We start from the raw sequence: 17,579 nt of genomic DNA on the forward strand, positions 1-17,579 counted from the left end.
ACGATCGCCCCGAACTGGATGATCGCGGTGAACGCGGTCACCCCGGGGTCGTCGAGCTTCAGCCCCAGGAGCTTCTCGGTGAGGGTGAGGTGTCCCGTGCTCGAGACCGGGAGGAATTCGGTGATTCCCTCGACGATGCCGAGGATCAGCGCTTGGATCAGGTTCATGCTGGTGCCTTTGCGTGGAGTGCGAACAGGAAATCGGCGCCGGGCGGCGGTGGACGGGCCGAAGACCTCGTGCAGCAGAAGGTTAGGCCGCCGAACCTGCCCGCCGCCTGACCGGCACGCCCGCCACCCGGGTTGACCTGCACCGTTTACACGGGCGGCACGCGGGCACTGCGTACGATTGCCCCATGCCCACGGTCGGAGTCTGCGAAGACGACCCCCTCATCCGCCGGGTGCTCGCCGAGGCCCTCGGCGGCGCCGGCTACAGCCTGCTGCTCGCGCACACCGGCGCGGAGGCGGTCGTTCTGTTCGGCCCTGGCCAGCCCGTCGACGTGATCGTGCTCGACATCGGCCTGCCCGACTCCGACGGTCGCGACGTCTGCCAGGCCCTCCGGGCCGCCGGACAGCTCGCACCCGTGCTCTTCCTCACTGCGCGAACCGGCGTGCAGGACATCGTCACCGGCTTCCACGCCGGAGGGGACGACTACCTCGGAAAGCCGTTCGCGCTCGCCGAGGTGCTCGTGCGGGTCGGCGCCCTGGCTCGCCGGGGCAGGCCGGAGCCGTACCGGCAGCCGGCGGGCCTCCGCCTCGACCCCCAGCGGTTCACCGTGGCCAGGGCCGACCTCGAGATCGCCGTCACACCGACAGAGTTCCGGATGCTCGCGGCCCTGCTCGCCCGCCCTGGCGAGGTCGTCCGCCGGCGCGACCTGGTCGCGGCCGCGTGGCCGCACGGCGCCATCGTCGCCGAGAACACCGTCGATTCCTATGTGCGCAGGCTGCGCCGCAAGCTCGAATTGCTCGACGGCGACCGCGACCGTGAAGGCGGCGACCACGACCGTGAAGGCGGCGACCGCGGTGACCACGGCGGCGGCGGTGCCGCTGCGCTCGCCGGGCCAGGGGCGGATGCCGCCCGCGAGTCTCCGGCGTCGCGACGGATCGAGACCGTGCGCGGCGTCGGGTACGCCCTCCGATGACCGGGACCAGGGACTCGTCCGGGCGCCGCCTGGGACGATTGCGGCTGCCGGTCCTGCCGCGCGTGAGCTCGCTGCGCCGCCGCCTCGTCTTCGCCACGGCGCTGCTCACGACCGTCGGCATGGCGGCACTGCTCTCCCTGACCGTCGCCGTGCTGACGCACGTCGTGAGCGAGGACATCGACGGTCTCCTCGCTGAGCGCGCGGCATCCGCGCTCGCGACCGTCGTGCGCCAGGGTGACGGCATCGCGGTAACCCGGAACGCGGCCGGCGGCCTCGGGGACGTCACCTGGATCTACGACGCGTCCGGCCGGCTGGTCAGCGGGACCGCGACCGGGACGGACTCGACGGCGACCGGCGGGGAACCGGACCCGGCGCCGGTCGCGGGACCGTCAGAGCTCAGGGCCGGGCTCGCGGCGCTGAGCTCGGTCACCGAGCCGACGGAGCGCGAGAGCGGCGGCTGGAGACTGCGCGCGGTGCCCATCGTCCTGCCGGGCGAGACGGAACGGATCGGCGTCGCCGTGGTCGGCCTGTCCCTCGCGCCGTACCAGCGAACCGAGACACGTACCCTGCTCGTGGGCATCGGCCTCGCCGTTCTCGTCGTGCTCGGAGTCAGCGGGATGGCGGCCTGGACCGTGCGGCGCGCGTTGCGCCCCGTCGAGGTGATGGCCAGGCGGGCGTCCGCATGGAGCGCGGATGACCTCACCGGGCGGTTCGACCTCGGCGAGCCCCACGACGAACTCACTCGCCTCGGCCAGGTGCTCGACGGCCTGCTCGCGCGGGTGTCGCGCACGATCATCGCGGAGCAGCGCCTGACCGCGGAACTCGCCCATGAACTCCGCAGCCCGCTGACGGTGATCCGGGCTGAGGCGGAGCTCGCGGGACTCGATCCGACGCTCTCGCCGGCGCAAGTGGAGCGGTTCGGCCGAATCGGCGCATCCGTCGATGAGCTCACCGAGGTGATCGGCACCCTGCTCTCGGTGTCCCGCGGCCAGGTGAACCGGGATGAGCGGGCGCCGGTCGACGCCGTGCTGCGCGCTGCTGTCGCGGCAGCGGCCGGGGCTTCGGCCGGGGCGCCGGCCGACGCGGTGCCGGAGATCGTCGTCGCCCCCGCGCCCGGTCTCGAGCTCGGAGTTCCGCAGGCCGTCGCGTTGCGTGCCCTCGCGCCGCTGCTCGAGAACGCCGTGCGGTACGGCCGGACGCGGGTCACTGTCGCGGCGGTCGCGCAGGGCGGTTCGATCCGGATCAGCGTGACCGACGACGGGCCGGGAATCGGAGACCTCGTCCCGGAGCTGCTGTTCACGCCCGGATACCGGGCGGCGGAGAGCCCCGGTGCCGGCCTCGGCCTGGCGCTCGCGCGCAGGGTTGCGGTCGCCGCGGGCGGCACGGTGGAAGCCGTCCCCGGCGGTCGTCACGGCAGGTTCGTGCTGGTCCTCCCTGCTGTCCCCGCGGAAGAGGCGGGCCTCGCGCCGGCAGACTGACGCGCGTTCCGGGCATCCGGGAGTGCTGTCCCGGCCTTCTTTTGCGCCGGCATCGTCGCCACGGCAGCGTCCCGCCCCGGTTCCTTCCGCCTGGAACGGGCCACGCACCCCACGGACTTCCCACGGATTTCCCTCGTTTTTCCCTCGGATTTGCCCCGGATCAGCGCAGCCTCACCCGATCCGGCCACTTCCGGTGCAGGAGACCGCCGAGTTGCACGGATGTTCAGCCATGATAAATACCTGATTGAGCGCTATTTCGCTGGCTTGGTTCCGCGGCGGGCGTACTCACCTCCCGAGACGGATGCCGACGACTTGCCGCATCGGGCACCGGTTGCGATCCCTCGTCGTACGTCATACGTTTTCAACAGATCAACGAACTGCCGCCTTCGACGCAGACGCTGGTCAGCACCAGAAACGAACCGGTCAACGGCCGCCCGAGGCCTCACCAGAGTTCGATGCCCTCCGTGGTCCGGATCACTGATCGTCCCGAAAGCTCGGTGGTCCGAACCCGCGGTTTCCTCCCGTGCCCGCCGGCCCGCACGCCGTCGGCTGTCGCCGTCGGCGCCGCCGTCGCCCTGTGGGACAGCGACTCCCGGCACGCGGATCGACCCTCGCCTGCCGTCCGCAGCCGAGCGACACCCGCGCACTGGGGTGGGGCCCCGCCGAGGGTCGTGCGGTACTCTGCTGGTTCAGCACGCGCAGGCCGCAGGCGCGGGCCGTCTGGCCGCCCGGCCTGGCGCGCGGGCCGCAACGAGCCACCGGCAGCAATCAAGGGAGATTGATGACCTCGACCGAACCGACCGCCGTCAACGAACGTCCCGCCGACGAGCTCTCCGCGGCAGACCGCGCGGCCCTCGACACGCTCGTCTCCGGCCTCGCCGCGGGCGTTGCCCGCTGGGCGGACATGCCCCTGGCCGCGCGCTCCGCATTGCTCGCTGCCGTCGCCGCCACGGTCGCGGCCCAGGCCGAGCGCTGGGTTCGGGTCGCGGCCCTCGCCAAGGGGCTCGACCAGGACTCCCCGCTCGTCGGCGAGGAGTGGCTGTCCGGTCCCTACGTCGTGCTGACAAACCTCGCGACCCTGCAGGACTCGATCAGCGCCCTCGATCGCGGTGAGAGCCCACTCCGGGCCACCCGCTTCGGGCGCGCCCCCGGTGGCCGGATCACCGTCCCCGTGCTCCCGGGCACTCCCTTCGAGGCGCTCCTGCTGCACGGGTTCTCCGCTGAGGCCTGGCTCAGGCCGGGCGTGACCGAGGAGGAGGCGCGCTCGCGTGCCGGGCTCGGCCAGCGGCATCCGTCCAGCACCGGGGGAGTCGGTCTCGTGCTGGGAGCCGGCAACATCACGTCGATCCCGCCGCTCGACGTGCTCTACGAGCTGATCGCGCACAACCGGGTCTCGGTGCTCAAACTCAATCCCGTGCTCGACGCCCTCTCTCCGGTCTACACGGATGCCTTCGCCCCCCTCATCGAGGCGGGACTGCTCTCGATCGTCTCGGGCGGCGCGGCGGTCGGAGGGTACCTCGCCCACCACGAGGGCGTAAGCCACGTGCACATCACCGGAAGTGCGGCGACCCACGATGTCGTCGTCTTCGGCCCGGGCGCAGAGGGCCGCGCCCGGCGCGCCGCCGGCACCCCGCTGCTGCAGAAGCCCATCACGAGCGAGCTCGGCGGGGTCGCGCCGATCATCGTCCTCCCCGGGAAATGGAGTCGACGGGACGTGATCTTCCAGGCCGAGCACGTGGCCACCCAGCGCCTGCACAACGGCGGCTACAACTGCATCGCCGGTCAGGTGGTCGTGCTCAGCCGCGAATGGCCGCAGAAGGCGGAATTCCTCGCGGCGCTCCGGGCGGCCCTGGCCGCGGCGCCCGCACGGCCGCCCTGGTACCCGGGCAGCGACGCCCGGGTACACGCCGCGCTCGCCGCCTACCCCGAGGCCACCCGGCTCGGCCCGGACGGCGGTCGTCTGCTGATCGAGGCGGGCACGGCAGACCCAGCCGCGCTCATCGGCGTCGAGGCCTTCGCTCCCGTGCTCGGCGTCATCGAACTCGACGGGACCGGACAGGCCTTCCTCGACGCCGCGGTCACCGCGGCAAACGAGGACTTCCTCGGCACCCTCGGCGCGAACATCCTCGGCACCCCGGCCACGATCCGCCGGCTCGGCACGGGGTTCACCGCTGCGCTCGAGCGCCTGCGCTACGGCACGATCGCCGTCAACGCCTGGACAGGCGTGGGGTTCCTCACCGCGGCAGCGCCGTGGGGGGCCTTCCCCGGCCACTCGCTCACCGACGTGCAGAGCGGCATCGGCGTTGTGCACAACGCGCTCCTGCTCGCCGACACCGAACGCACCATCGTCCGCGGTCCGTTCCGGCCCTTCCCCCGTTCGGTCTGGCACGGCGAATTCGCGCTCTTCCCGAAGCCGCCGTGGTTCGTCAGCGCGCGGAGCGCGCCGAAGACCAGCCGACTCCTGACCGAATTCGTCAGCCGGCCGTCCTGGTGGAAGACGCCCGCGATCCTCCTTTCGGCCTTCCGGGCATGACTCTCGACCGGGTATATGCCTGGCTTCGATATGCCTGAGTCGCTCCATGCCAGTCCCGACATATACCTGCCCAGTACCCTGCCCCGCTCGCACACCGTATCGAAGGAGATACCGATGATCATCGCCAGCACGCACCCCGACGTCGAGATCCCCGACCTCAGCGTCTACGACTACCTGTTCGGCTCGATCACCGAGGAGGACAGGGACCGCACCGCCATGATCGACGCGGCCACCGGCCTGTCGACGAGCTACCGCGAGCTCCTTGCCAGCATCGACGCCGTTGCCGGCGCCCTCTTTGCCCGGGGAATCGGCCTCGGAGACGTCGTCGCCCTGCACGCCCCGAACTCGACAGCCTTCGCGATCATGTTCCACGGCATCCTCCGTGCCGGCGCGACCGCGACGACCATCAACTCCCTCTACGGCGCCGCCGAGATCGCCTCCCAGCTGCGCGACTCGCAGGCAAGGCTGCTCTTCACCGTCACACCGTTCCTGCCCCAGGCGAGCGAGGCGGCCACGCTCGCCGGCCTGGCGGCGGATGCCGTGGCCCTGCTCGATCACGACGGCTCGCGACTGTCCCTCGCCGACCTCATCCTGGAGGGTCACCCCGCGCCGGTCGTGGTGTTCGACCCGGCAACCCACGTCGCCGTGCTGCCCTATTCCTCCGGAACCACCGGCAGGCCGAAGGGTGTCATCCTCACCCACCGCAACCTCGTGGCCAACGTCGCCCAGGCGATTCCGGTGCTCGAGGGCACCCCGGACGACCGCGTTCTCGCCGTCCTGCCGTTCTTCCACATCTACGGGATGACGGTGCTGCTCAACATCGCCCTCGCGGCCCGCGAGACGGTCATCACGATGGCCCGCTTCGAGCTCCCGGAATTCCTCCGGCTGATCCAGGACTACCGGGCCACCTACGTGTTCATCGCGCCGCCGATCGCCGTGGCCCTTGCGAAGCATCCGCTCGTGGACGACTACGACCTGTCGAGCCTGCGGACCCTGTTCTCCGGCGCCGCGCCGCTCGACGCCTCGCTCGCCCACGCCGTCGCCGACCGCCTCGGCTGCCAGGTGCGCCAGGGCTACGGCATGAGTGAGCTGAGCCCGATCTCGCACGCGATGCCCCGGGGCCGCGATGACATCCCGCACGGCGTCGTCGGCCTCGCCCTCCCGAACATCGAGTGCAAGCTCGTCGACCCGGAGACCGGGCTCGCCATCGCGCTTCCCGATGTCGGGGTGAGCGAACCGGGCGAACTGCTCGTGCGCGGCCCGAACGTGATGCTCGGCTACCTCGGCAACGAGCAGGCGACCCGGGAGATCCTCGAAGATGACGGCTTCCTGCACACCGGCGACATCGCGACCGTGAGCGCTGAGGGATACGTGACGATCATCGACCGCCTCAAGGAGCTGATCAAGTACAAGGGCTACCAGGTCGCGCCCGCCGAACTCGAGGCCCTGCTGCTCAGCCACCCCGCGATCGCGGACGCCGCGGTCGTCGGAGCAGTGGATGCCGACGGCCAGGAGGTGCCGAAGGCCTTCGTCGTCGTGCTTCCCGGCCACGTGCTCACGCCGGAGGACGTGATGACCTTCGTCGCCGAGCGGGTGGCGCCGCACAAGAAGGTGCGGCAGGTGGCGTTCATCGACGTCATTCCCAAGTCCACGTCCGGCAAGATCCTGCGGAAGGACCTGCGCGCGCTCGCCCCCACGCCGTGAGCGGATGCGGCGTGCTGGGAGTTCGCCCAGCGCGCCCGGATTGCCTGCCCGCGGCCGTGCGAGCCGTGCCGGACGGACGTAGGATCTGACTATGAATCGCGACACTCAGGGGTCGTTCTCATGACTCCCCGAAACTTCACGAAGTGGCTTCCGGCCATCGTCATCCCCGCCGTCATCGCCGTCGGCGCGCTCGCCGTCCCCCTCACCGCGGGGGCGGCCGTAGACCTGCCAGACAAGACGCCTGCGCAGGTGCTCGCGCTCGTCGGCACCAGCACCGTCGACGCGCTCTCCGGAACCATCGAACAGACCTCGGAGCTCGGCCTGCCCGAGTTGCCGACGACCGGGCCGACCGCGAGCGGGAACGCCGGCGCCGCCTCCGCGCTCGAACTCCTGACCGGCTCGCACACCGGGCGGGTCTACCTCAACGGGCCGGACAACATCCGCCTGCAGGTGCTCGACAACCTCGCCGAACGCGACCTCGTGCGCAACGGCAGTGACGTCTGGCTCTACAACTCGAAGGACAACTCTGCAGCGCACGTGACCCTGCCGGCGAAGGACGCCGCGGACACGGACGCGACCACCCACGGCGGCATGGCCACGCCGGAGGAGGTCGCTGCGAAGTTCCTCGCCGCGGTCGACCCGAGCACGACGGTATCGGTCGGCACGGACGGCAGCGTCGCGGGTCGGAGCGTCTACGACCTCGTGCTCACCCCGAAGACCACCGGAACCCTCGTCGGAACGGTGTCGATCTCGGTCGACTCCGAGACCGGGCTGCCGCTCGCCGTCGAGGTCACCGCCCGCGGGCAGGAGAAGCCGGCGTTCCGGCTCGCTTTCACCGAGCTCTCACTGGGGGCACCGGATGCCTCCCTCTTCACGTTCTCGCCGCCCGCCGGCGCGAGCGTGACCGAGCAGGCCCTCCCGGACACCACGAGCCTCGACAAGAAGGATGCCGCGGACCACGCGACCATGAAGGCCGAGGCGGAGAAGTTCCTCGCCGGCGTAACGATCTCCGGGACCGGCTGGGACGCCGTCGTCGAACTCCCGGCCGGATCCGTTCCCGTCGAACTGTCCTCCTCGCCGCTCCTCGCCCAGCTGACGACCGCCGTGACCGGCGGGCGCGTGATCTCGACCGCCCTCGTGAGCGTGCTGCTCACCGATGACGGGCGGGTCTTCGCCGGCGCCGTTCCGAGTGAGCGTCTCCAGGCCGCCGCCGTGGGAGGGTGAGCCCCGCCATCGCATCCGTCGAACTGGCCATCGAAACCCACGGTCTCACCAAACAGTTCGGCCGCCAGGCCGCCGTCGCCGGCATCGACCTCGCCGTGCCCACGGGCTCCGTCTTCGGCTTCCTCGGACCCAACGGCTCTGGCAAGACGACGACCATCCGCATGCTCCTCGGCCTCGCGAGCGCGACGAGCGGGGAGATCAGCCTGCTCGGCCGGTCGATGCCCGGGTCGCTGCGCTCGGTGCTCCCGCGCGTCGGCGCCCTCGTCGAGGGGCCCGCGTTCTATCCGTTCCTCTCCGGCACCGCCAACCTGCGTCGGCTCGATACCGCGGATCCGGGCGCGTCAGCGGCCACCCGCGCCGCACGGGTGCAGCACGCCCTCGAGCGCGTCGGCCTGACCCATGCGTCAGGCAAGAAGGTGCACGCGTACTCGCTCGGCATGAAGCAGCGGCTCGGCATCGCCAACGCGCTCCTGATGCCGCGCGAGCTGCTCGTGCTCGACGAACCCACCAACGGGCTCGACCCCCAGGGCACCCGCGAGGTGCGCAGCCTCGTGCGCTCGCTCGCCGCGGAGGGCACGACCGTTTTCGTGTCGAGCCATCTGCTCGCCGAGGTCGAGCAGATGTGCAGCCACGTCGCCGTGATGCGCGCGGGCACCCTCGTGGCCCAGGGCACCCTCGACGAGCTCCGCGGCGCCGGCGAGGCCCACGCGCGCCTCGACACGCCGGACCCCGTGGCGGCCAGGCAGGTGCTCGAACGGCTGGGGCTCACTCCCGTGACGCTCGTATCGGCTGCGGGAGCTCCCGGTCACCTGAGCGCCGCCCTGACCGCTGCCGCACCGGCGCCGGAAGACATCGTCGCTGCCCTCGTCGCCGCCGGAGTGCGCGTGCGCGGCTTCACCGTCGCGGCCGCAAGCCTCGAAGAACGTTTTGTCGCACTCACCGGGGAGGGCTTCGATGTCGCCCAGTGATCCCAGGGAACCGGCAGTGACCGGGCCGGCCGTGACCGGGCCAGACTCGAGAGGGCCGGCCGCATCGGTGCCGGAGCCGACAGGGCACGCGGCGATCGCGACCGCCGTCGCCAGGCCGCGCGGGGCATCCGGTGCCGCGCTCCTCGGCTCCGAACTCACCGTGCTCTTCCGCCGCCGCCGCACCTGGGCGATGCTCGCTGCGCTCGCCGCGATCCCGGTGCTCATCGCCATCGCCGTGCGGCTGACCAGCAGCCCTGTCACGCCGGGACGCGGCCCGGCCTTCCTCGACCGGATCACCCAGAACGGTCTCTTCGTCGCGATCACCGCCCTGATCGTGTCGATCCCGCTTTTCCTGCCGCTGACCGTCGGGGTCGTCGCCGGCGACACCGTGGCGGGCGAGGCGAACCTCGGCACCCTGCGCTACCTGCTCGTGGCCCCGGCCGGGCGGGTGCGCCTGCTGCTGGTCAAGTACGCGGGCGCCGCGGCCTTCTGCGTCGCCGCGACACTGACCGTCGCGGTCTCCGGCGCCCTGATCGGCGCGGCCCTGTTCCCGGTCGGCCCGGTCACCCTGCTCTCCGGTGACACCATCGGGGTCGGCGAGTCCGTGCTTCGTTCGCTCCTCATCGCGGCATACGTCACGGTGTCCCTGCTCGGCCTTTCGGCGATCGGGCTGTTCATCTCTACCCTGACCGAGGTGCCCGTCGGGGCCATGGCCGCGACGATCGTGCTCTCGGTGACCGCCCAGGTGCTCGACGCGCTCCCGCAACTGGACTGGCTGCATCCGTGGCTGTTCAGCCACTACTGGCTCGACTTCGCCGACCTGTTGCGGCAGCCGATCGACTGGACGTCGTTCGGGGCCAATGCGCTGCTTCAGGGCGGCTATATCCTCGTGTTCGGGGCACTCGCCTACGGCCGATTCGTGACCAAGGACATCCTCTCGTGACCCACTCGTATCCCCTGTACGTTCCCGTGCTCGCCCAGTGCTTCTGCTGCCGGTCGCTGCAGCCCTTCACCTTCGGTTCGGCGAGCGACCAGGTGGTCTGCGCGCTGTGCCTGCACCACCTCGGCGCCGAGAAGGCAGAGCGGCGCGACGCCGAGCACATCGAGCTCTGGCTCGGCCAGTTCGCCGAGCAGCAGGACAAGCACCGGCGGTTCGCCGAGAAGGCGCAGGCGAGTGACACCGAGAAGGACGCCGCCATCGCCCGGCTGACCGGCCAGGTCGACGACCTCCGCCGGATCGCGGCGCGTGATTTCGAGCATGCGCCGGGCACGGAACTCCGCGGCATCCTCGAGACCGACCTCGTCAAGCGCGCCGATCGGAGGGCCGAGCTCGCCCAGCACCAGATCGACTGGGCGATGGCCGTGCTCTGGCGCCTCGGAACGCTGCACCACGCCGACGAGGCGACGCCGCGGCTCTGCTCCTGCGGCCGCCAGGTCACGGCCTGCGCCGAGCTGCGCGCGCTCGAGCCGCAGCACCAGGCCGTGCGCGATTGGCAGACGAAGAACCTGCGGATGCTGCACGCCGGCAAGCGCCACGGCCTCCCCGCCGACCACCCCGGCGTTGTGCACTCGTCCTGACCCGAACGGCTCTAGCCTGTAGGCATGCATATTCTGATCAACGTCCTGCACATCGTCGCCGCCGTCTTCATCGTCGGACCGATGGCCATCCTCCCGATGACCGCCATGCGCTCCATCCGGGCAGGGCAGGCGGGTCCCGTCGCGACCCTCGCGAAGTCGGTCAATATCTTCACGTTGCTTTCGATCGTGGTCGCGTTCTTCGGTTTCGGGGCGCTCGGCCTCAAGGAGGCCGACGACGCCTGGACCTTCGGATCGACCTGGGTGTGGCTGTCCCTCGTGCTCTACGTGATCGCGCTCGCGATCAACCTGTTCCTCGTCGTGCCGGCGCTCAAGGCCGCAGCAGAGTCGCTCGCGACGGATGCCGCAGGCGCCAAGGCCGCCGGCTACCCGCGGATCGCCGCAGGCTCCGGTGTCGCAAGCCTGCTGCTCGTGGCGGTCGTCGTGCTGATGGTCTGGAAGCCCTAGCACCGGCATCCGCTCTCAGCCCCGTGAGGTGTCGCATATCGATGTTCGCGTTGGGATCTAACGTCGAGATGCGACACCTCAGCGCACGTACGGGCTAGCCCAGGTCGCCGACGGAGACGAGGCCGTCGTGGCGACGGCCGTCGAAGATGATCGTCGGGATCTTCACGGTGTGGATGCTCTCCTCGACCGTCTTCTTGTTGGCCGCGATGACCTGCGTGACCTGGTCGGATGCCGCGACCTGGTCGACGTGGTCGGCCTGTGCCTGGCTGAGCCCGAACTCGAGCTCCCAGCCCTGGAGAAGCGCACTCGCGTCCGCGGACTCCATGCTGTTGATCGAGACCTGCCAGGAGACCCCGGCGTCGTTCTTCTCGGTGTAGATGCGCTTCAGGATCTCCCAGTCGACCGGGGTCGTGGCGCCCTCGAGCGGGTTCAGGCGCAGGGCCTCGAGCTGCTCGGTGACGAGGAGGGAGTTCTTGAACTTGTAGCCGGTCGCCGACTGGATCGGGTATGCGATGTAGCTGAGGTTCTGCTTCTCGCCGAATCCGGCCTTCTCGATGTTGTTGAAGAGCTGCAGGCAGTATGTGCAGCCGGGGTCGATGACCTCGAGCGCGGTCTTCTTGCTCGCGTCGTAGGGGTTCAGGTAGGTCGCGTCCGCGGGCAGGTAGGCCGTGGCGTCCCAGTTCTGCATCCGGCTCGGGATGGCGGAGAAGGTCTCGCCGAGGCTCGCGAATTCGTTGCCGAAGGCGCCGACCACGTCCCACGCGGCGAGGGAATCGCCGAAGCCCGGGGTCTGGTCCGGAATGGAGCATGCCTCGGCGCCGAGGCGGCACGACGCTGAGTCCTGCTTGTTGCAGGTTCCGTAGACGTAGAGGTTGACGCCGCTCTTGACGACCTCGTACCCGCTCCAGATGGTCGTCAGGATGATCAGGACGGCGACGACCTCGAGGCCGATGCTCGCGGGCTTGACCAGGCCGGGCCTGCGCGCGGCGATCGGGGCGAGCATGTGGTCCTTCATGTCCTGCTTGAAGGTGGTGTCACACGGGCGGAAGGTGATTCGGCGGAACGTACAGTTCCACGCCTTCGCGAGGTACTTGCGATAACGGGCCGAGATGGCCGCCATGAACAGGAGAACGATGAATGCTGCGATGCAGAACACTTAGGAAAGGCCTTTCAGGAGGCGGGCGAGGGCGTCGTGTGCGCGGTCGATGTCCGCCGAAGTGGAGTGGAGTCCGAGGGAGAAGCGCAGGAGCGGGGGAAGCCCGAGCCGTTCCTTGAGCTCGTGGTGGGCGCAGAAGTAGCCGCTGCGCACCATGATCTGCTGCTGGGAGAGGAACACCGCGAGTCGGTGCGAATCCTGCTTCGGGGCGTAGCCGCTGATGACCGGGCTCGCGGCGTGATTGAGCACGACGAGGCCGGGGATCGCGCTGAGGCCGTCGAACAGGCGGCCGGAGAGGCTCGCGATGTGTTCGTGCGGTGCCAGGCCGCCTGGGCGGACGTGTCCGAGCCAGTCGAGCGCGCGGCCGAGCGCGATGATCTCGCCCCAGGCCTGCAGGCCGGGTTCGAGGAGTGCGCCGGGGTCGTCCGTGACGAGGTCGAAGGAGTCTGCGCGGACATCCGTCACCATGCCGCCGCCGACGAAACTGATCTCGAGGGAGCGCAGCAGCTCGATCCGGGTCACGACGACGCCGAGGCTCGCCCCGTACATCTTGTGCGCCGAGAAGCAGATGGCGTCGGCATCGGTCCCTCGGAGCAGCGTGTGCTCGTGGGCCATGGCCTGGGCGGCGTCGAGGATGACGATGCCGCCGCGGGCGTGGGTGTCGCGGACGAGGTCCGCGAGGTTCGTCAGGGTGCTGCCGTCGATGTTCGAGGCGGCGTTCACGACGACGACGGCGCGTTCGAGCTGCGCGGGGTCGTAGACGAGGGCGCCGTCTGGGGCCCTGTCGAGCACGAGCCTCGGCAGGCCGAGGCGTTTCGCGACGGTCATCGTCGGCAGGAAGACCGAGTTGTGTTCAGCGTGGCTCGTCACGACCCGGCCGAAACGGCCCTGGGGGAGCTGCTGCAGCAGCAGGTTGATGCCGTAGGTCGTGTTGAGGGTGAACGAGACCGCATGGCTGCGCGCCGAGAGGCCGAGCCTGGCGAGTACGGCGGTCCGCGTTGCCGCGACCTCCTCGTCGACCCGCTTGCCCCACGCGTACTTGACCCGGCCGCCGCAGGCGTTGTAGCTCGTGTAGTACTCGTTCACGGCGTCGATCACCGGCTGCGGGCGCAGGCTCTGGCAGGCGGCGTCGAGGTAGACCTCTCGGGACCCGAGGTAGCCGAAGTCGGCGAGGCGGCCCGCCGCAGCGGAACCGGTCGGAGCGGTCGGAGCGGCAGGGGCCGCGCCCCTGCCGAAGAGTCCGGCGCGTTTCACGACGCCGTCCCCGTCCGGTCCAGGATCGTCGGGCAGGAAGATGTGCACATGTTCAGTAGTCCATTCAGGTCACAGGGTCGAAATCCGCGGGTGCCGGTGAAAACGGCAGGGGAACGCATCCGTTCGGCGGGAGGGCCGGAGAAGCGCGGGAGCGGGATTCGACCTAAATGCGGCTGACGGAAAGCAGCGTGAGGCTCGGGCGGTGCAGGTGCAGCGCGATGGTGCGGAAGGTGCCGACCACGAAACCGCCGGCCGCGAACAGGAGTCCGAGGGCCGACGGGCCGCCCGCGATCAGCAGGAGGCTGCCGAGGATGAGGAGTACAGAACAGGACATCGCGGCCATGGCGCCGCCGCCGAGGGAGTTGCCCTCGAAGCACAGCACGCGCTGGCCGACGGATGCCGCGATCGTGCGGGCCATCCCGGTCGCCGCCGCCGTTGCGGTCACGGCGACGGAAGCGGAGAGCGCGACGGCCTGCGCGAGTGTGCCGGAGAGGACGGTCCCGGAGACGACGGTGCCGGAGAAGGCGCTGGATGCCGACCCGGAGGTGGTCGCGGAGGTGGACATCGCCATCGGGCTGACCGCTGCGGGCACGTTCACGTCCTGGCCGTCGGCGCCGGCGTGGGCGAAGAGCACGCAGGCGAGGACCGCGATGAGGGCGAGGGCCGCGAGGATCGCGGTACGGAGACCAGCGGTGCGGGGAGCACCGTGAGGGTGCAACGAGGCGGAGAAGCCTGCCAGCCTCATCTCGTCTCCCACTGCCGGCATCCGGTCGAAGCGGATGCGATGAATCGCTCCGTCCGAAGCGACACACGCATACCGTACCGGAATCCGGGGTGAATAACCTGACAAACGTGGCCCGCACGCACAAACGACCCCCGGCTGAGCGGGGGTCGTTTGCGTGGAGACGTAGCGCGGTCGGCGCAAGCCCGTTAGGGCCTGGCCTTCTGGGCCACCGCGGCGACCGGGTGCACGGACGACTGTCCGGGGGCGGGAGCTCCGAGGCTCGACGATCCGGGACGCGGGGTCAGGCCGAGGCGTCGCACGATCTCCGCGGCTTCCGCGGCGGGTGCACGCCCCGCATCGATCGTGATGGCGCGTTCGTCGTCGCCGGGCGCCTCGAGGGTCGCGACCTGGGAGTCGAGAAGCGACACCGGCATGTAGTGGTCCTGCCGGGTGGCGAGGCGTCGCAGGATCAGCTCCGTCGGCAGGGTCAGGTGCACGAAGATCACGTTGTGCTCGCGAAGCACGTCGCGGTACTTGCGCTTGAGCGCGGAGCACGTGATGATCCCGGGCACGCCGGCCATGGTGTGCTCGATGATCCAGGAGGAGATCGTCTCGAGCCAGGGCGCCCGGTCGTCGTCGTCGAGCGGATGCCCCGCCGACATCTTGTCGATGTTCTCCTGCGGGTGCAGGTCGTCGCCCTCCTCCAGGTCCCAGCCGAGCTGGCCGGCGAGGAGCCCGGCGACCGTGGACTTTCCGGAGCCGGAGACGCCCATGATGACAAGAACGGGCTGCTGGTTCTCGAAGAGCTGTTCGGTGTCGCTCATGCTAGATCACGATGTTCAGGAGGAGCACGCCGGCGAGGCCCGTCACGGAGATGAGGCACTCCATGATCGTCCAGGTCTTCAGGGTCTGCCCGACGGTGGTGCCGAGGTATTCCTTCACGAGCCAGAATCCGGCGTCGTTGACGTGCGAGAGGAACAGTGAACCGGCGCCGATGGCGAGAACCATCAGCGAGACATCCGTTGCGCCGAGGGTCGCCGCGACCGGGGCGAGGATGCCGGCTGCGGTCACGGTTGCAACCGTGGCAGAACCCGTAGCGACGCGGATGAGCGCGGCGACGAACCAGGCCAGGAGAAGAATCGAGACGCTGCTGCCTGCGACGGCGTTCGCGATGACGGTTCCGATCCCGGTGTCGATCAGGACCTGCTTGAAGCCGCCGCCCGCGCCGACGATGAGCAGGATGCCGGCGATCGGGGGCAGGGAGTTCGAGAGCGATGTGGAGACTGCTGCACGGGTCATGCCGCCGCCACGGGCGAAGAAGATCATCGCGTAGATCACGGCGAGGCCAAGGGCGATCATCGGGGTGCCGAGGAAGTCGAGCGCGGCGTTCAGCGGCGCGGTCGACCCGGGCGCGAGGGCATCGGCGATCGAGCGGGCGAGCATCAGCACGACGGGCAACAGGATGCCGCACAGGGTCACGAAGAAGCTCGGGCGCTTGGTGTGGGTCACTTCACCGGTGTCGGCTGTGGTGAGGAACAGTGCGGGTACGGGCACGTCGACCCAGCGGGCCGCGAACTTGCTGAAGACCGGGCCGGCGATGATGACGGTCGGGATGGCGATGAGCACGCCGATCGCGAGGGTCAGGCCGAGGTTGGCACCCAGGGTCGTCACGGCGACGAGGGGCCCGGGGTGCGGCGGCACGAGGCCGTGCATGACCGAGAGGCCTGCGAGGGCCGGGATCGCGATACGGATCAGGGAGAGGCCGCTGCGGCGGGCGACGAGGATGATCACGGGGATCAGCAGCACGAGGCCGACCTCGAAGAACATCGGCAGGCCGATCAGGCCGCCGATGAGCGCCATCACCCAGGGCAGGGTGCGAGTCGTCGACCGGCTCACGAGGGAGTCGACGATCCGGTCGGCTCCGCCGGAGTCGGCGAGCAGCTTTCCGAACATGGCGCCGAAGCCGACGAGGATGCCGACGCTCGCCATCGTCCCGCCGAAGCCGGTGCTGAAGCTCGTCACGGCGGCGCTCGGGGCGAGTCCCGCGCCGACGCCGACGCCGACGGCGCCGATCGCGAGGGCGAGGAACGGGTGCACGCGCAACCAGGTGATGAGGGTGATGATGACGGCGATGCCGACGACGGCCGCGATGATCAGCTGGGCGTCACCGCTGGCCGGTTTGATCGGGTCGGCCGCGTGTACGACCAACTGGACCGCCGACTGTGTGGCCGTCTGAACCGCAAGGGCGAGATTCATCTCAGATTCCATTCCGAGGCCGCGTCCCTGCGACCCCATCGTCAAAAAATTAGCAATAGTCTGATAAATCAGATAATTGAGTGTTGCACAGGATGTGCGCGCGCGCCACCCCCCGAATCGCGTCGACGCCCGCGTGGTGGGTACGATCTCGGTGGGGCCCCCGAGGCCTCCCGGCTACGCCAATGGAAAGAAGTGCAGATGCAGAGCGGCACCGTCACGGATTCCCTGCGTGTGGGCGGCCTGCACGCACGGGTGGTGAATGCCGTCGGCCAGTCGATCGTGGATGCGCGCTACGCACCCGGCGACATCCTGAACCTCGACGAACTCAGTGAGACCTTCGCGGTCTCCCGGTCGGTCCTGCGTGAGGCGATGCGGGTACTGCAGTCACTGGGAATGATCGAGCCGCGGCAGCGTGTCGGAACCCAGGTACTGGCCCGAACCTCCTGGGAACTGATGAACCCGCAGATCATCGTCTGGCGTGGCCGCGGTCCCGAATACTTCACCCAGATGCGCGAGATGCTTGAAATGCGCCTCGGAATCGAGCCCGTTGCCGCACGGCTGAGTGCGCATGCCATGACGGACGAGCAACTCGCGGGGGTCAAGGCGGCCGCGAACGCAATGGTCATCGCCGACCGCGACGGTGACGGTCGCGGCTTCCTCGAGGCCGACATCGACTTCCACACCCTGATCCTGCGCGGCTCCGGAAATGCCGTGATGGGGCACTTCGCGAGCACCGTTGCCGCACTGCTCCGTACCCGCGAAGAGGAGAAACGGTTCACGATCACCTCGTACACGCCGCCGTCGGCGCACCGCCACCACGAGCTCGCGCACGCGCTCGCCGTGCGCGACGGGGAGGCCGCCTACCGCTGGTCGTTCGCCACGATCGAGGCGACACTCGCCGAGTTCATGGCGGAGTCTCCCCGTCAGGCCTGACGCAGCGGCTCCCCATCAGATTCCTGATCACCGAGAGTTTCCACAGACCTGAGCCATGCTCAGAGAATGTCGGTGGTGGGTCGTAACGTGGGGGCATGACCAACCTCCCGGAGTCGCCCGCTTCGCCCGATCGGCCGCATGGCGGTGCGTCTCCCAGTACGCCCGTCA

Annotated in this window: 16 protein-coding genes; 10 read left to right on the top strand and 6 right to left on the bottom strand. The window is 69.9% G+C overall.

Annotation, left to right across the window (positions count from 1 at the left end):
• A partial coding sequence (locus QN357_RS10905) for an undecaprenyl-diphosphate phosphatase (protein WP_323504881.1) occupies positions 1-167 on the bottom strand: 167 nt, incomplete at its 3' end.
• Between the two features lie 185 nt (positions 168-352).
• On the opposite strand from QN357_RS10905, the gene QN357_RS10910 reads away from it, so the two are divergent.
• From QN357_RS10910 to QN357_RS10950, 9 genes are all read left to right on the top strand, one after another.
• The gene (locus tag QN357_RS10910; RefSeq protein ID WP_322188937.1) at positions 353-1,138 is read left to right on the top strand and encodes a response regulator transcription factor; all 786 of its coding nucleotides are present in this window, start codon (positions 353-355) and stop codon (positions 1,136-1,138) included.
• Positions 1,135-2,616, top strand: coding sequence for a HAMP domain-containing sensor histidine kinase (locus QN357_RS10915; protein ID WP_322188935.1), 1,482 nt, complete (start codon positions 1,135-1,137; stop codon positions 2,614-2,616). The genes QN357_RS10910 and QN357_RS10915 overlap by 4 nt, the downstream gene beginning before the upstream one ends.
• A gap of 781 nt (positions 2,617-3,397) precedes the next feature.
• On the top strand, positions 3,398-5,149 hold the full coding sequence (locus QN357_RS10920; RefSeq protein WP_322188933.1) for an aldehyde dehydrogenase family protein: 1,752 nt from the start codon (positions 3,398-3,400) through the stop codon (positions 5,147-5,149).
• Between the two features lie 117 nt (positions 5,150-5,266).
• Entirely contained in the window at positions 5,267-6,853 is a 1,587-nt protein-coding gene (locus QN357_RS10925) for an AMP-binding protein (protein ID WP_416347616.1), read from the top strand.
• A gap of 120 nt (positions 6,854-6,973) precedes the next feature.
• Complete coding sequence (locus QN357_RS10930) at positions 6,974-8,077, top strand: LolA family protein (protein WP_322136890.1); 1,104 nt, start codon at positions 6,974-6,976, stop codon at positions 8,075-8,077.
• The gene (locus QN357_RS10935) at positions 8,074-9,045 is read left to right on the top strand and encodes an ABC transporter ATP-binding protein (protein WP_322188928.1); all 972 of its coding nucleotides are present in this window, start codon (positions 8,074-8,076) and stop codon (positions 9,043-9,045) included. Before QN357_RS10930 ends, QN357_RS10935 begins: the two co-directional genes overlap by 4 nt.
• 94 nt (positions 9,046-9,139) lie before the next feature.
• Positions 9,140-9,988, top strand: coding sequence for an ABC transporter permease (locus QN357_RS10940; RefSeq protein ID WP_277612984.1), 849 nt, complete (start codon positions 9,140-9,142; stop codon positions 9,986-9,988).
• The gene (locus tag QN357_RS10945; protein WP_134449251.1) at positions 9,985-10,623 is read left to right on the top strand and encodes a hypothetical protein; all 639 of its coding nucleotides are present in this window, start codon (positions 9,985-9,987) and stop codon (positions 10,621-10,623) included. Before QN357_RS10940 ends, QN357_RS10945 begins: the two co-directional genes overlap by 4 nt.
• Before the next feature lie 24 nt (positions 10,624-10,647).
• On the top strand, positions 10,648-11,088 hold the full coding sequence (locus QN357_RS10950) for a DUF2269 family protein (protein ID WP_134449250.1): 441 nt from the start codon (positions 10,648-10,650) through the stop codon (positions 11,086-11,088).
• A gap of 94 nt (positions 11,089-11,182) precedes the next feature.
• Here QN357_RS10950 and QN357_RS10955 read toward each other — a convergent pair whose 3' ends face one another.
• The 5 genes from QN357_RS10955 to QN357_RS10975 form a co-directional block, all read right to left on the bottom strand.
• A complete protein-coding gene (locus QN357_RS10955; protein WP_323504880.1) occupies positions 11,183-12,244 on the bottom strand; it encodes a hypothetical protein in 1,062 nt (353 codons plus the stop codon).
• The gene (locus tag QN357_RS10960) at positions 12,245-13,546 is read right to left on the bottom strand and encodes an aminotransferase class V-fold PLP-dependent enzyme (protein ID WP_134449248.1); all 1,302 of its coding nucleotides are present in this window, start codon (positions 13,544-13,546) and stop codon (positions 12,245-12,247) included.
• 115 nt (positions 13,547-13,661) lie between these two features.
• Positions 13,662-14,243, bottom strand: coding sequence for a hypothetical protein (locus tag QN357_RS10965; protein WP_134449247.1), 582 nt, complete (start codon positions 14,241-14,243; stop codon positions 13,662-13,664).
• A gap of 185 nt (positions 14,244-14,428) precedes the next feature.
• Positions 14,429-15,046, bottom strand: coding sequence for a gluconokinase (locus tag QN357_RS10970; RefSeq protein WP_134449246.1), 618 nt, complete (start codon positions 15,044-15,046; stop codon positions 14,429-14,431).
• Between the two features lies 1 nt (position 15,047).
• Positions 15,048-16,478, bottom strand: coding sequence for a GntP family permease (locus QN357_RS10975; protein ID WP_134449245.1), 1,431 nt, complete (start codon positions 16,476-16,478; stop codon positions 15,048-15,050).
• A 198-nt stretch (positions 16,479-16,676) separates the two neighbouring features.
• Between QN357_RS10975 and QN357_RS10980 the strand changes: the two genes are divergently transcribed.
• On the top strand, positions 16,677-17,411 hold the full coding sequence (locus QN357_RS10980; RefSeq protein WP_134449244.1) for a FadR/GntR family transcriptional regulator: 735 nt from the start codon (positions 16,677-16,679) through the stop codon (positions 17,409-17,411).
• Positions 17,412-17,579: the final 168 nt, after the last annotated feature.

This window comes from Cryobacterium sp. RTC2.1, from assembly GCF_035018685.1.
Taxonomy (GTDB): Bacteria; Actinomycetota; Actinomycetes; order Actinomycetales; family Microbacteriaceae; genus Cryobacterium; species Cryobacterium glucosi.

What these genes read in the sequence shown, in the direction of transcription:
- QN357_RS10950 (WP_134449250.1), top strand. Translation starts at nt 10,648, where the DNA reads ATGCATATTCTGATCAACGTCCTGCACATCGTCGCCGCCGTCTTCATC.
- QN357_RS10965 (WP_134449247.1), bottom strand. Translation starts at nt 14,243, where the DNA reads ATGAGGCTGGCAGGCTTCTCCGCCTCGTTGCACCCTCACGGTGCTCCC.
- QN357_RS10975 (WP_134449245.1), bottom strand. Translation starts at nt 16,478, where the DNA reads ATGAATCTCGCCCTTGCGGTTCAGACGGCCACACAGTCGGCGGTCCAG.
- QN357_RS10980 (WP_134449244.1), top strand. Translation starts at nt 16,677, where the DNA reads ATGCAGAGCGGCACCGTCACGGATTCCCTGCGTGTGGGCGGCCTGCAC.
- QN357_RS10930 (WP_322136890.1), top strand. Translation starts at nt 6,974, where the DNA reads ATGACTCCCCGAAACTTCACGAAGTGGCTTCCGGCCATCGTCATCCCC.
- QN357_RS10970 (WP_134449246.1), bottom strand. Translation starts at nt 15,046, where the DNA reads ATGAGCGACACCGAACAGCTCTTCGAGAACCAGCAGCCCGTTCTTGTC.
- QN357_RS10920 (WP_322188933.1), top strand. Translation starts at nt 3,398, where the DNA reads ATGACCTCGACCGAACCGACCGCCGTCAACGAACGTCCCGCCGACGAG.
- QN357_RS10915 (WP_322188935.1), top strand. Translation starts at nt 1,135, where the DNA reads ATGACCGGGACCAGGGACTCGTCCGGGCGCCGCCTGGGACGATTGCGG.
- QN357_RS10910 (WP_322188937.1), top strand. Translation starts at nt 353, where the DNA reads ATGCCCACGGTCGGAGTCTGCGAAGACGACCCCCTCATCCGCCGGGTG.